The sequence below is a fragment of the Acinetobacter sp. Tr-809 genome (assembly GCF_011753255.1).
In the GTDB taxonomy this organism is placed as follows: Bacteria; Pseudomonadota; Gammaproteobacteria; order Pseudomonadales; family Moraxellaceae; genus Acinetobacter.
Map to the genome: position 1 here is coordinate 182929 of NZ_VWVZ01000001.1, position 12950 is coordinate 195878.

A 12950-nucleotide genomic window follows, 5' to 3' on the forward strand; every position below is an offset into this window, starting at 1 on the left:
ATTTAAAATTAAATATTTGTTTTAAATCATATGGATGAATTGTTTTTATTAAAATATTTAAAATAATTATTTTAACCAACTAAAATAATCGGAATTGTTTTTTAAACCTGATTAAAACAGTTGTATTTATAATTATTAATCTGATTAAAAAGATAGGGTTTATATTGAGTTAAATAAATATTAAACCAACTAAAATAGTATGAATATAAAATAAATAATATATACAATAACTTATCAATTTGCTTACATAATTAAATAATTCTCACAATGACTACTCTATAAAACCTAGTGTATAGGTAGAGATTATTCTAAAAAATGTGATGGGTATCACTGTTGTATTTTTTGTGCCAGTGAGATCATGAAAACAACGAGAAGGGAAGAGCTAAATTCAAAACTTTTGCTCCATATATTTGTAACAAAGTGTAATTTTGTGGGTTTTATGCAAAAAAGAGCTTTATTTAATCAAAATTTAGTCTGGTGTAAACAAATTATTCGACAGTGAGATTTTCTTGGCGAGATAGTGTGAATTGGATTTTTGGCTAATCAATAACACTTGTGATTGCAATTCGAGTTCGCCGTATTCAGGTTCGACTTGTACATAATACAATTGACCAAATTCATCACGGACACGTGCTTGCGCTGAAAAGCCTGGGCGTGCATTGCCTGTTGAAATGGTGGCTAAACGTCCGACCAAATTAGTGTGGGTATGAATCACCTTAGGTTTGATGACTTGGTCCAAGCAATGAATCATAAATACCGTAAAGAAAATATCAATAATTAAAGCGGGAACAAATAAATAATAAGGGGAAATAAAGTAGTGCTGTAACGCAAAGAACGAGAGTTCTAAAAAATAGCCTGCAAAGCTAAAGTTGATCAATAAGAATACAAAGATCAGGTATTTGGAAAACTTAACATCCAGCAGAGGAGAGTTGAGTAACCATTCTGGTGTTAGTTTTTTCACCAAATGACTTGGACGTAAACCAATCACAATACCGATGGTTTCTGCAATGCTGAGCACAATTAGAGCCACGACGCTCATATGAAATGGCATCAGGTAGTAATTGAGGAAAAACTCAGTCATCGCAGAATTCATGATCTATGGCTTAATCAATATAGATACCACCATCTGAGTGGACTTCCAAATTTACTTTCTCAAGGAATTCACCTAGACAAGGGCCTGAAATACATTCGCCTGTTTCGACTGAAAACAGTGCACCATGGGTAGAACACTGAATGTATTCTTTATCTTGATCCAAGAATTGATTTTCTAAATACTCAAGTTCGGTTTGCAAGTGTGGGCAAACGTTTTGATAGGCATAGAAGCTGCCATCTTTTTGAGTAATAAAAATCGTGGTCCCTTTCATGGTGTCGTATGCACGAGACTCACGCTCAGGGACTTCTTCAGTCATGCAAATCTTTTCCATGTTATGCACATTCCTGTTGAGCTTTCTGGAATTGTTTAAACAGTTTAGCGTAATTTTCTACGCTTAAACGTGGTCCATATTGAGCAACCACCTCACTTGAGATCAAAATAGCAAGTTGTGCTGCAGCTTCCAAGCTTAAACCTGCATTGATTGCATATAAAAACGCGCCTGAGAACGCATCGCCAGCACCATTGGTATCCACAGCTTCAACAGCACGACCATTGACATGGAAGTGGTGTGCTTGATCAACAATCACAGCACCTTTAGCGCCTTGAGTAATCACAATATGTTGATTCTTTAATTTTAGGCTTTCAATCGCAGCATCAAGATTGTCTGTTTCGGTAAACATGAGTGCTTCTTGTTCATTACAGAATAACAAGTCTACGCCATCATCTAAGAGTTCGACTAAACCTTGACGTGCATATTGCACCATTGCAGGATCAGACAGTGATAATGCAATTTTAACACCGTGTGCTTTAGCCAGTTCACGTGCCTGTTTAACTGCAACACGAGCGGTATCGCTGGTTGATAAGTAACCTTCGATATACAGCCACTTTGCGGTTTTAAGCGGTTCAAAGTCGATTTGTTCATCGGATAATTCAGCGGTAATACCGAGATAGGTTTGCATGGTACGTTCTGAATCTGGGCTGATCAGAACCATACAAGTACCTGTAACACCTTCACTGATTGATTGTGTTGTGGTTGTGATGCCTGCTTCGTTTAAGCCGTCTAAATAAATGCGACCGAGTTCATCATTACCTACACGACAGCCATAAAGTGCAGTACCACCTAAGGCACTAAAAGCAACGGTTGTATTCGCTGCTGAACCACCACTGGCTTGGCCCTTGTAGCTTTGAGTATCTTGTAATTTTTGATATAAATTTGCCTGTGTTTCACCATCGGCCAAATGCATTGTGCCTTTTGGCAATCCCTGTTGCGTTAGAAACTCATTTGAAACCTTAAATTCTTGGTCAATGAGTGCATTACCAATTGCAAAAAGATCAACAGTTGCCATGTTTATCATCACAGTAAAAATCAAAAAGCAAAGTTTACACGAATGCTACGGATTACAGTAGTTTGTTGAAGAAAATTCAGTAAAGGGTGGATTCGTAATGAAATGAAGGAAAGAAGATGAAGCTACATCAGTTGAGAATTGAAAGAAGCCTAGAATTGCCTGCGCAAATCGATGTTTTGATCCAATATTCAGAACGTGAGGGCTTTCGCTTCTTAAATAGATTAAAACAAGATTTTCAATCTGGTACCAATTGTTTTGATCAGATCGGGGAAGCACTTTTTGTTGTGTATGATCAGCATGATCGTTTGATTGCTGTAGGTGGATTGAATCAAGATCCTTTTGCCGAATCGCAGCAAGTTGGGCGCTTAGGTCGTTTCTATGTCCATCCAGACTATCGCGCTAATCAGATTGGTACGCATTTATTGGGACATATCGAACAATACGCAAAGACTTATTTTGAGCGGCTTGATTTATTTACTGATACAGCACAAGCGGCTCAGTTCTATCAAAGTCGGGGATATCAATCTATCGTGTCAACACATCGTAATTTTTACAAGATTTTATCAAACGGCGTTTTGATTTAGGCGCTGCATTTTTCTACAAAAATAGAGTAATTTACATGGATATCGATACGTATTCTTCGGTAGACTCTCTATAATCAATTGTAATGAATTTAATAGAGATAAATTGGAGATCACATGACTGTAGATGTTACTGAAAGCATTACTCAAACGACACATCCCGCGTTTCAGCTATTACGTCAACACCATGTAGAAGCACTCGATATTCAAGTTTCAGAATATAAGCACAAAGTGACTGGTGCAGTTCACTACCATTTAGCCACAACCCATGACGAAAATGTATTCTTGGTGGCGTTTAGAACGCAGCCGATGGATTCCAAAGGTGCTGCACATATTTTAGAGCATACGGCACTCTGCGGTTCAGAAAAGTTCCCTGTACGTGATCCGTTCTTTTTGATGATCCGCCGTTCATTGAACACATTTATGAATGCATTCACAGCAGCGGATTGGACAGCATATCCTTTTGCAACACAGAACAAAAAAGACTTTCAAAACTTATTGTCTGTGTATTTAGATGCTGCCTTTGCCGCGAATTTGAATCCTTTGGACTTTGCGCAAGAAGGCATTCGCATTGAGCTGGAAAATGATCAAGCGGTTTATAAAGGTGTAGTGTTTAATGAGATGAAAGGAGCAATGAGCTCTCCTTCAGATCAGTTATATCATCAACTTGCACATCATTTATTCCCAGAAACGACTTACCACTACAACTCTGGTGGTGATCCTAAAGATATTCCAGACCTAAGCTATGAGCAATTGGTGGATTTCTATAAAGTTCACTATCACCCAAGTAATGCCGTGTTCATGACCTTTGGCAATCAAAATGCGTATGACTTACAAGAGCAATTTGAGAAACTAGCTCTACATAAGTTTTCTCAAGGGACAACTTTATATTCAAAACCAGAGAAGCGTTTAACTGCACCTGTTGAAGTGACTGAAAGCTATGCGGTCGATAGTGAAGATCTGAAAGATAAGACTTACCATGTTATGTCATGGTTATTACCTGAAACCAGTGATACTAAATTACGTCTAGGTATGCGTTTGGTTGAGGGAATTCTATTAGAAAATTCTGCTTCACCTTTACGCCATTACTTAGAAACTTGTGGCTATGCACAATCAACAGGTCCTTTAATGGGTGTTGATGACAGCAACTTTGAAATGACATTCTACTGTGGCGTTCAAGGCTCTAATGCTGAACATGCAGAAATATTTAAAAATGGCATTCTTGATATTCTAAAAGATGTTGCTTCTAAGCCAGTAGATACTGATTTTGTCGATGCAATTCTTCACCAGATTGAATTACATCAACGTGAAATCAATGGTGATGGTACACCGTATGGTCTAAGTCTGATTCTGAATGGACTAGGCAGTGCGATTCATCACAGCGATCCAGTTCATGTCTGGGATGTCGACTCTGCGATTGAGCAGGTGAAAGAAGAACTGAAAGACCCAATGTGGTTATCAAACTTGATTCAAACCCACTTGTTGGATAATCCACACCGCGTACAAATGACTTTAGTACCTGATGCAACGAAATCGGTGAAAGAGCAACAGGCTGAACAGGCTCGTTTGGCTGAGATCACAGCCCATTTAACTGACGAACAGAAAGTTGAGATTCAGGAAAAAACGGCTGCATTGAAGCAACGTCAAGACACACCAGATGACCTTGAATTGCTACCAAAAGTTGGTTTGGAAGATGTGCCTGCTGAACTGCAAATTGTGCAAGGTCAACTACGTGAAATTATTTGCAATGGTTTAGATACACCATTGAATCTGTATCATGCAGGAACCAATGGTATTTACTACCAACAAGTGTTGATCCAGATTCCTGATGAAATCGTACAATCTCCATACTTCAATTTACTCTCAATTCTAATGGGAGAGGTTGGTGCGGGTGAGTACGATTATTTGGAATTCCAGCAAATCCAAACCGCAGTAAGTGGTGGTTTAGGTATGGGGGCATCATTGCGCAGTAAGGTCGATGATAAAGACCGTATCAGTGCATGGCTGACTTTAACGACCAAATCACTGACGCAAAAGCTGGATGCCATTCAATTATTAAAATTGGCATTTGAACAACTTCGTTTTGATGAAAAAGACCGCATTATCGAGTTATTGCAACAGCGTAAAACGCGTTGGCAATCACGTTTGTCTGGTTCTGGTCATAGTTATGCGATGCAAGCGGCTTCACGTCAAATGAGTGCACTTGCTCGCCGTGATTATCACAATACGGGTTTAGGCGCATTAAACTGGCTTAGTGACTTGGTTGCGAAAATTGATCAAGATGATGCTGCTTATCAAGCATTGATTACTGAATTACAGTCGATTCATCGTCAGTTGCTGCAAGCACCTAAACAATTCTTATTGGTATGTGAAGAACATCAATCCGATCGTTTAGTTGAAGAAGTTCAAAATGTTTGGGATAAGCTGGTTGTTGATAAAGCACCTGTCACTTTAACGCAAGTAGAACAGGTCAATACCAACGACGATGAAGCATGGTTGATTCAAGCCAATGTCCAATTCTGTTCATCTGCTTATCAAGCAGTCGATGTCGCGCATCCTGATGCGGCACCTTTAATGGTATTGGCTGCTTATTTGCGTAATGGCTTTTTACATAGTGCGATTCGTGAAAAAGGTGGCGCATATGGTGGTGGAGCTAGCTATGATGGCAATGCGTGCTCGTTCCGTTTCTATAGCTATCGTGATCCGCGTTTAGCAGAAACATTTAATGATTTTGAAGCCAGTGTGCAATGGTTATTGAATACTGAACAACAACCACATCAACTGGAAGAAGCAATTCTAGGTTTAGTGGCTGGTATGGATAAACCGGGTTCACCAGCCGGGGAAGCAATTACTGCATGTTATGCCTTGTTGCATGCGCGTACACCAAAATTCCGTAAAATCTTACGTGAGCGTCTACTCAACGTGAACTTGGATGATTTACAGCGTGTTGCGAAGCAATATCTATTGGCTCAAAAACCTGTGAAAGCCGTGGTTGCGCCATTTGCGAAACGTGAAGAATTGCAGAAACTTGGATTCAGTATTCAGCAAGTCAATTAAAATAAAAATTGGAGAAATCTATGGCGTTCAAATCTTTTGAACGTAGTCATTTGGAGCTCAGTATTATGGCTATACTTGGCTCTTTAACGACATCGTTGGCGAATGCACAATCTACAGCACCGACAAGCCCTGCGAGTGTTGAAGCATGTGTGGCTTTGGCTGCAAATGCTGAACGCTTGGCTTGTTATGATAGCCTGTATAAAGCACCTGTCATTATTCCAACACAAGCTCAGACGGATGCCGCACCTGTGGTTGCCGCAGCGATGCCTGTGGTTGAGTCTAATGAAAAAGCCAAGCCTGAATCTTTAAAAGACAAAGTGGTTCAAAAAGTAAGTGATTTGCATTTGTTAGGTGCTGCACCGAAGTTTGATCCAAATGTTTCTTTGTTGGATCGTCGTTGGGAGTTATCTGAAGAAAGTAAGCTTGGTGTGTGGAACATTCGTGCTTATCAACCTGTTTATTTGCTTCCCGTGTTTTGGACCAGTGATAAAAATGAATTTCCAAGTAGTCCAAATCCAGAAAATACGGTCAAAGAGAAGCAAGACTTAAAGTCGAGTGAAGCCAAGTTTCAGCTTTCCTTTAAGACCAAGGCTTGGGAAAATATTTTTGGTGATAATGGTGATCTTTGGGTGGGTTATACTCAGTCATCTCGTTGGCAAGTATATAATTCGGAAGAGTCGCGCCCATTTCGCGAGACCAATTATGAGCCTGAAGCAAGTTTGATGTTCAGAACCAACTATGAGGTTTTAGGTCTCAATGCACGTTTGCTTGGGGTGACCTTGAACCACCAATCCAATGGTCGTTCAGATCCATTATCACGTAGTTGGAACCGTGTCATTTTTAATCTTGGGTTTGAAAAAGATAATTTCGCCTTGATGGTTCGTCCTTGGTATCGGGTAGAAGAAGAAGCCAAAGATGATAATAATCCAGATATTAAAGATTATATCGGTCGTGGTGATCTGACGGCATTCTACCGTAAAGGCGATAACGACTTTTCTTTGATGTTACGTCATTCATTGAAAGGCGGAGATCGTTCGCACGGAGCGGTTCAGTTTGACTGGGCTTTCCCAATTAAAGATAAATTACGTGGTCATTTGCAAATATTTGATGGCTATGGCGAAAGTTTGATTGATTATAACCACCGAGCAACCTATGTCGGCTTGGGTGTATCTTTAATGAACTGGTATTAAATGAGTTTAAACATTCCAGAATCATTATTGCTGCTTGAAGCAAATTGTGGTGTGTTTGCAGTTTGGCTTATCCTAAAGCAATATCATCCTCATATTGATATTGCTGACCTGATTCGCTTATGTGGCCATGACCGAGAAGACGGAACATTCACCATTGCTTTGGCTGTGGCACTGAAAAAAATAGGCTTTGAAGTATCGTTCTATACAGCTCCTGATCCCAACATTGATGAAAAAGAAAAGCATATTTATCTTGAAGCACAAAGCCTTCAGATTCCAGTTCAGGCTGCTTTAACTTATTCAGAGATTCAGCTAGCTTTTGAACAAGGTCACTTCGTGATTGTATTTTATGACACATTACAAGGTATGGGGAATCAGTCCTTGATTTATTCAATCGATGAACAGGAAATTAGTTTCTGTGACCATTTTGACGTGATGTCTAAAACTGTGTTTGAACAACAACGTCAAAGCGATGAAATTTGTCGACAAGTGATTGTGATTCAACAGCCTGTTGATCATTATCCAATCTGAATATTGGCATTGGCGTGTTTTAGGCGACTCTTTTTCGGTGTCGCAATTAAATAGGCCAGTGTTAATGGCCCAAGCCGTCCTGTATACATCAGTAAACTCAGAACAAATAAACTGCCATCATGTAACTCACTAGTTACGCCACGAGATAGACCAACTGTACATGCTGCAGAGACTACTTCAAACATTAGGTCGAGCACATCTAATTTGGGTTCAAGTAGGAAAATGATAAAACAGCCGACAAAGACCAACATGCCTGTGATTGCGGTCACTGCAAGTGCTTTATAAGTCGTTTCTTGTGAAACTGAGTGATTGAAAATACGAATTTCTTCATTACGGCGTAGAAATGAAATCACACAGAGCAGCAAGATCACAAAAGTACCGACTTTAATGCCACCTGCGGTACTGAGTGAACCACCACCAATAAACATCAACAACATGGTCAATAAAGCCGTACTATGTTCCATTGAACCTGTATCAATGGTGTTAAACCCTGACGAACGTGGCACAGTTGCTTGGAACCAAGCATTCATGGCTTGTTCACCAAGGCCCATTGAACCGAGCGTGAGAGGGTTGTTGGACTCTAATAACCAAATTAAGATAAATGCAACAAGATTTAAAATTGCGATGGTACTCAGAATCAGTTTGCTGTTTGGGGTCAACTTGCTCCAACGTTTATTTTGCTTAACATCAATCAGAACCAAGAAGCCGATTCCACCTAGGGTATATAACATGCTGATGGTGAGACAAATCAGATAGTGGCTTTGAAAGTTAATCAGACTGTTATCAAATAAGGAAAAACCTGCATTATTAAAAGCTGAAACGCTATAGAAAACAGCATAATAAAGCCCGCGACCAAAACCATACATTGGCGCAAAGGAGGCTGTCAGGATAATGACGCCAATCAACTCAAAAAATAGGGTATATAGCACCACACCTTTGGCAACGAAGGTCACTTTGGATAGGCTGGTTTGACCCAAGCTATCTTGCGCCATCATTTGTTGTTTTAAGCCGAGTTTAGGTGCGAGACTCAATGCAGCCAAGATGGCAAAGGTCATAAAGCCTAAACCACCTGATTGAATCAACAGAAGAATAATAAACTGCCCGAGATGATTAAATGATTCATTCAGATTAACCACGGATAGGCCAGTAATGGTCACGGCCGAAGTTGCTGTAAATAAAGCGTCCATCCAGCTGACATTGCCTTTATTTGCAATCGGCATTTTTAGCAGTATCGTGCCAATAATAATAAAGCTAAGAAACCCAATTGCCAGTAAAGATGGCGGGCTGAGATTAAAAATCTTCTGAGAGTTTATTTTAAATGCCATATTATGCGAAACATCCAGAAAGTTTTCTAAGATGGCTGAGTGAGCCTTCTAAAATCAGGACATCACCCGTTTGTAGGGTAAAACTTGCATCTGTTTCGTAGTGAATCTGTTGATCTCGTTTTAGTAGCAGCAGCTTGATATTCGGCTCTTGTTTTAAGATGCCAGATAAATTTACATTGTTGAGCTTTTCATGCACAGGAACTTTGACAATGTAATGATCATCATCTAACGCCATATAACGGCTCACCATAGGGTAATTTAAGGCTTGAGCAACTCGGACACCCATATCTTCTTCAGGATGGATAATCTTGCTGACATTTAAATGGGAGAGGATCGTATGATGTGCTTTGGTTTTAGCCTTGACTAAAATTTTCTCAACACCGAGATTTTTGAGATTTAAAACACAGAGGATACTGGCCTCAATATCTTCACCAATTGCGACTACAACAGCATCGCAATTTTGGATATTCAGTTCTTCTAGGACATGCTCATCGGTGGCATCGGCAATTACTGCGTGTGTAATACGGTCAGCCAAGCTTTCGACATTACGTTTGATCGTATCAATCCCAATGACATCATGATTCAATTTAGTCAGCTCTAATGCAACAGTTGCCCCAAAACTACCTAAACCAATGACTGCAAACTGTGCCATAACTGTCCTTAACTAAATGATAAAAATGTCTTTTTATTCATTTTAAGATGGAATAACTTTCTATTTGTAATGATTTTGTTTGCGCTGCACATGGATAAGCAAAATATCGATTAAAAATAAAGCCGACACTAGGTCGGCTTTCAAGTAGTTTAAAACTTATTTAAGAAAACGCTTATATCCAATATTATTGCTGATTTCAGCATATGGATAAGTGATCTTTTCCAATGTTTCGACTAAGCCATCTGGATTTTGCTTTGCATCGGTTGCTTGTAAGCCAACCAGAACACGACCTTCTGCTGCACCGTGGTTGCGGTAATGGAATAGGGTAATGTTATGGGTTGGGCCTAAACGTTCCAAGAACGTTAGCAGAGCACCAGGACGTTCTGGAAACTCAACGCGGAATAAACGCTCATGTTCGATATTTGCATGACCACCGATCAAATAACGGATATGTAGTTTCGCAACTTCATCATCAGACAGATCATCGACTTCATATTGTTGTTTCAACATCTCGTGAATTTCATGACGTTCGGTTTCACCGCCTTTCAGGCTGATCCCGACAAAGACTTGAGCGAGACTACTATCACTGGCACGGTAGTTAAACTCTGTGATGTTACGACCTTGTAGGGCACGGCAGAAATGCAGGAAGGCGCCTTTTTGCTCAGGAATTGTCACAGCATAGATTGCTTCACGACGTTCACCCAACTCGGTACGTTCTGCGATATAACGTAAACGGTCAAAGTTCATGTTGGCACCACAAACAATTGACACCATGTTTTTATCAGTCAATTGATGCTCAGCGACATATTTTTTAATACCTGCCAATGCCATTGCACCAGAAGGTTCAACAATACTGCGATTCTCATCATAAGTATCTTTAATCGCAGCACAAATCTCATCTGTATCTACAGTGACAATATCTGGCTCAACGATTGGGCCTGAATTATCAGACTTCCGTAAACGGATCACATCAAATGGCAATTCGCCAATTTGAGCAACAGCCGTACCATCGGCAAATAGACCAACATGCGGTAAAATCACACGTTCATTTGACTCAAGTGCTGCTTTTAAACATGCAGATTCTTCGTATTCAACACCAATTACTTTGACGTGTGGTGCAACTTCGCCCAAATATGCTGCAACACCAGCAATGAGTCCGCCACCACCAACTGCAACGAACACATATTCAACATCACGCCATTGGCGCAGTAATTCATTGGCAATTGTGCCTTGACCTGCAATCACCAGTTCATCGTCATAAGGTGGAATAAACACCAAACCTTCATCTTCTGCACGTTGTTTTGCGTATTTATTGGCAACATCGAAACTATCGCCATGTAACACAACTTGACCGCCTAAACGTTTAACTGCCTGAACTTTAATATCAGGTGTCGTGCTTGGCATAACAATAATGGCAGGGATGCCTAGTTTTTTTCCAGACAGTGCAACGCCTTGGGCATGGTTGCCAGCAGATGCACAAATTACACCGCGATCGAGTTGATCTTTTGGTAGTTGGCTAATGCGGTTGTAGGCACCGCGTAGCTTGAAAGAGAATACAGGTTGTAAATCTTCACGTTTAAATCGAATGTTATTATTAATTTTCTGACTAATTCGTGGAGCTGCTTCAAGCGGTGTTTCAATCGCAACATCATAAACCGTTGCTTGTAAAATTTGTCGTACCACACGAGACAGCATGTTCATCTTCCCTATAACAGTTTAAAATAGGCAATCATTGTAGCAAACCCCTGTGCATTTGCGCTGTTTTCTTAAAGCAAATGTCAAAATAGTTGAGTGAAGTCATGAGTCTATATGCAACCCAAGATGAAAAAAAACAAGCTGCGGCCAAAGCAGCCTTGAAACATTTGCCTAAAGGCGGCATTTTGGGCGTAGGAACAGGAAGTACCGTTAATTTTTTAATTGATTTATTGCCTGAATTGCAACTAGAAGCAGCCGTAGCAAGTTCAACTGCAACAGCTGACCGTCTAAAAAAACTGGGCATTGAAGTGGTCGATATGAACTCTGTCGGTGGTTTAGATGCTTATGTTGATGGTGCTGATGAAATTGACCGTCACATGCATATGATCAAAGGTGGTGGTGCGGCATTAACCCGTGAAAAAATTGTTGCCTCAATTGCAAAGAAATTTGTGTGTATCGTAGATGATTCAAAATGGGTAGATCAGTTAGGACGTGATTTCCCACTTCCTGTTGAAGTGATTCCAATGGCGCGTTCTGCAGTGGCTCGTAAAATTGTTGCACTAGGCGGTGATCCTGTTTATCGTGAAGGCGTTGTAACCGATAATGGGAATGTGATTTTAGACGTGTTTAATCTGAATATTCTAAATGCGATTGAGTTGGAAAAGACCATTAACGACATTCCAGGCGTTGTGACCAATGGTATCTTTGCATTAAATCCAGCAACCATTGCTGTTGTTGCAACTGACAGTGGTATCGAAGAGCGTACAGCACAATAATGCCATTAGTTTCATTAGAAACGCTGTTACCTGAAATTAAAGTTGTTCGACATGCAAGGGCAAGAAATTTGCGCTTGCGTGTTGAGCCAACAGGTATTCGCCTCACAGTTCCTTTGTTCTGTAGCAAACGACAGATTCAGCAGTTTCTGCATCAGTCTGAACAATGGTTGATAGAAACGTGGGGCAAACAACAACAGCAATTTAATCAAACGACGGCATTTCCTGAATCGTTGACATTGTTTCACCATGTGCAGCCTTTTAGGATTATTCAACAACAGCAACGACATATTTTTAAGTTTGATTTCGAACAACAACAATTGCTGATTCGGCATGAACAGTCTGAGCAGGCTTTACAAGCCGCTATCATGGTTTATGCAAAACAGTTTTTACCTGAATATCTAGCACAGACCAGTCAAGAAATTGGTTTATTATATCAACAATGTAGTATCCGTAAGCCAAAGACGCGTTGGGGTAGTTGTAGTTCTAAACATGACATCATGTTGAATGCTGCATTGGTACTGATGCCAGAACATATTGTGCGCTCAGTCTGTGTACATGAGTTGGCACATACCAAACATTTTGATCATAGTGCTGCGTTTTGGAATGAAGTGGAAAAGCATGATGCAAATTACCTTGAGCATCGAAAGCAATTGAAACAGACTCAATTGCCGAATTGGTACTATAAAAAATAATAACGTGTAGGTCTT

12 protein-coding genes are annotated in these 12950 nt (G+C 40.1%); 6 read left to right on the forward strand and 6 right to left on the reverse strand.

Annotated elements, in window-relative coordinates:
* Positions 1-469: 469 nt before the first annotated feature.
* Genes F3J02_RS00930 through F3J02_RS00940 form a run of 3 tightly spaced genes read right to left on the reverse strand, consistent with a single transcriptional unit; the run spans position 470 to position 2439 of the window.
* Positions 470-1081 carry an OB-fold-containig protein gene (locus F3J02_RS00930; protein ID WP_010590023.1) on the reverse strand — a complete coding sequence of 204 codons (612 nt, stop codon included), beginning with the start codon at positions 1079-1081 and terminating at the stop codon, positions 470-472.
* A gap of 22 nt (positions 1082-1103) precedes the next feature.
* Positions 1104-1409 (reverse strand): Rieske (2Fe-2S) protein, encoded by a 306-nt coding sequence (locus F3J02_RS00935; protein ID WP_017402009.1) that lies wholly within the window; start codon positions 1407-1409, stop codon positions 1104-1106.
* 16 nt (positions 1410-1425) lie between these two features.
* Complete coding sequence (locus tag F3J02_RS00940) at positions 1426-2439, reverse strand: adenosine kinase (protein WP_167246836.1); 1014 nt, start codon at positions 2437-2439, stop codon at positions 1426-1428.
* Between the two features lie 116 nt (positions 2440-2555).
* Between F3J02_RS00940 and F3J02_RS00945 the strand changes: the two genes are divergently transcribed.
* From F3J02_RS00945 to F3J02_RS00960, 4 genes are all read left to right on the forward strand, one after another.
* Positions 2556-3023 (forward strand): GNAT family N-acetyltransferase, encoded by a 468-nt coding sequence (locus F3J02_RS00945; protein WP_167246838.1) that lies wholly within the window; start codon positions 2556-2558, stop codon positions 3021-3023.
* A 114-nt stretch (positions 3024-3137) separates the two neighbouring features.
* Complete coding sequence (locus F3J02_RS00950) at positions 3138-6077, forward strand: insulinase family protein (protein ID WP_167246840.1); 2940 nt, start codon at positions 3138-3140, stop codon at positions 6075-6077.
* Positions 6078-6097: 20 nt separating this feature from the next.
* Complete coding sequence (locus F3J02_RS00955) at positions 6098-7267, forward strand: phospholipase A (protein ID WP_167246842.1); 1170 nt, start codon at positions 6098-6100, stop codon at positions 7265-7267.
* On the forward strand, positions 7268-7795 hold the full coding sequence (locus F3J02_RS00960) for a cysteine peptidase family C39 domain-containing protein (RefSeq protein ID WP_167246844.1): 528 nt from the start codon (positions 7268-7270) through the stop codon (positions 7793-7795).
* Here the strand turns inward: F3J02_RS00960 and F3J02_RS00965 are convergent.
* The 3 genes from F3J02_RS00965 to ilvA all read right to left on the reverse strand — a co-directional run bounded on the left by F3J02_RS00965 (position 7783) and on the right by ilvA (position 11473).
* Entirely contained in the window at positions 7783-9120 is a 1338-nt protein-coding gene (locus tag F3J02_RS00965; protein WP_167246845.1) for a TrkH family potassium uptake protein, read from the reverse strand. The genes F3J02_RS00960 and F3J02_RS00965 overlap by 13 nt on opposite strands.
* Position 9121: 1 nt before the next feature.
* On the reverse strand, positions 9122-9772 hold the full coding sequence (locus F3J02_RS00970; protein ID WP_167246847.1) for a potassium channel family protein: 651 nt from the start codon (positions 9770-9772) through the stop codon (positions 9122-9124).
* Positions 9773-9928: 156 nt separating this feature from the next.
* Entirely contained in the window at positions 9929-11473 is a 1545-nt protein-coding gene (gene ilvA / locus F3J02_RS00975; RefSeq protein ID WP_171525981.1) for a threonine ammonia-lyase, biosynthetic, read from the reverse strand.
* Between the two features lie 98 nt (positions 11474-11571).
* Here ilvA and rpiA point away from each other — a divergent pair, with 98 nt between their 5' ends.
* Together rpiA and F3J02_RS00985 are read left to right on the forward strand one after the other, a co-directional pair.
* Positions 11572-12243 (forward strand): ribose-5-phosphate isomerase RpiA, encoded by a 672-nt coding sequence (gene rpiA / locus F3J02_RS00980; RefSeq protein ID WP_167246851.1) that lies wholly within the window; start codon positions 11572-11574, stop codon positions 12241-12243.
* Positions 12243-12935, forward strand: coding sequence for a M48 family metallopeptidase (locus F3J02_RS00985; RefSeq protein ID WP_167246853.1), 693 nt, complete (start codon positions 12243-12245; stop codon positions 12933-12935). Before rpiA ends, F3J02_RS00985 begins: the two co-directional genes overlap by 1 nt.
* The last annotated feature ends 15 nt before the right edge of the window (positions 12936-12950 follow it).

What these genes read in the sequence shown, in the direction of transcription:
- F3J02_RS00985 (WP_167246853.1), top strand. Translation starts at nt 12,243, where the DNA reads ATGCCATTAGTTTCATTAGAAACGCTGTTACCTGAAATTAAAGTTGTT.
- rpiA (WP_167246851.1), top strand. Translation starts at nt 11,572, where the DNA reads ATGAGTCTATATGCAACCCAAGATGAAAAAAAACAAGCTGCGGCCAAA.
- F3J02_RS00930 (WP_010590023.1), bottom strand. Translation starts at nt 1,081, where the DNA reads ATGACTGAGTTTTTCCTCAATTACTACCTGATGCCATTTCATATGAGC.
- F3J02_RS00955 (WP_167246842.1), top strand. Translation starts at nt 6,098, where the DNA reads ATGGCGTTCAAATCTTTTGAACGTAGTCATTTGGAGCTCAGTATTATG.
- F3J02_RS00935 (WP_017402009.1), bottom strand. Translation starts at nt 1,409, where the DNA reads ATGACTGAAGAAGTCCCTGAGCGTGAGTCTCGTGCATACGACACCATG.
- F3J02_RS00945 (WP_167246838.1), top strand. Translation starts at nt 2,556, where the DNA reads ATGAAGCTACATCAGTTGAGAATTGAAAGAAGCCTAGAATTGCCTGCG.
- F3J02_RS00950 (WP_167246840.1), top strand. Translation starts at nt 3,138, where the DNA reads ATGACTGTAGATGTTACTGAAAGCATTACTCAAACGACACATCCCGCG.
- F3J02_RS00965 (WP_167246845.1), bottom strand. Translation starts at nt 9,120, where the DNA reads ATGGCATTTAAAATAAACTCTCAGAAGATTTTTAATCTCAGCCCGCCA.
- F3J02_RS00970 (WP_167246847.1), bottom strand. Translation starts at nt 9,772, where the DNA reads ATGGCACAGTTTGCAGTCATTGGTTTAGGTAGTTTTGGGGCAACTGTT.
- ilvA (WP_171525981.1), bottom strand. Translation starts at nt 11,473, where the DNA reads ATGAACATGCTGTCTCGTGTGGTACGACAAATTTTACAAGCAACGGTT.
- F3J02_RS00940 (WP_167246836.1), bottom strand. Translation starts at nt 2,439, where the DNA reads ATGGCAACTGTTGATCTTTTTGCAATTGGTAATGCACTCATTGACCAA.
- F3J02_RS00960 (WP_167246844.1), top strand. Translation starts at nt 7,268, where the DNA reads ATGAGTTTAAACATTCCAGAATCATTATTGCTGCTTGAAGCAAATTGT.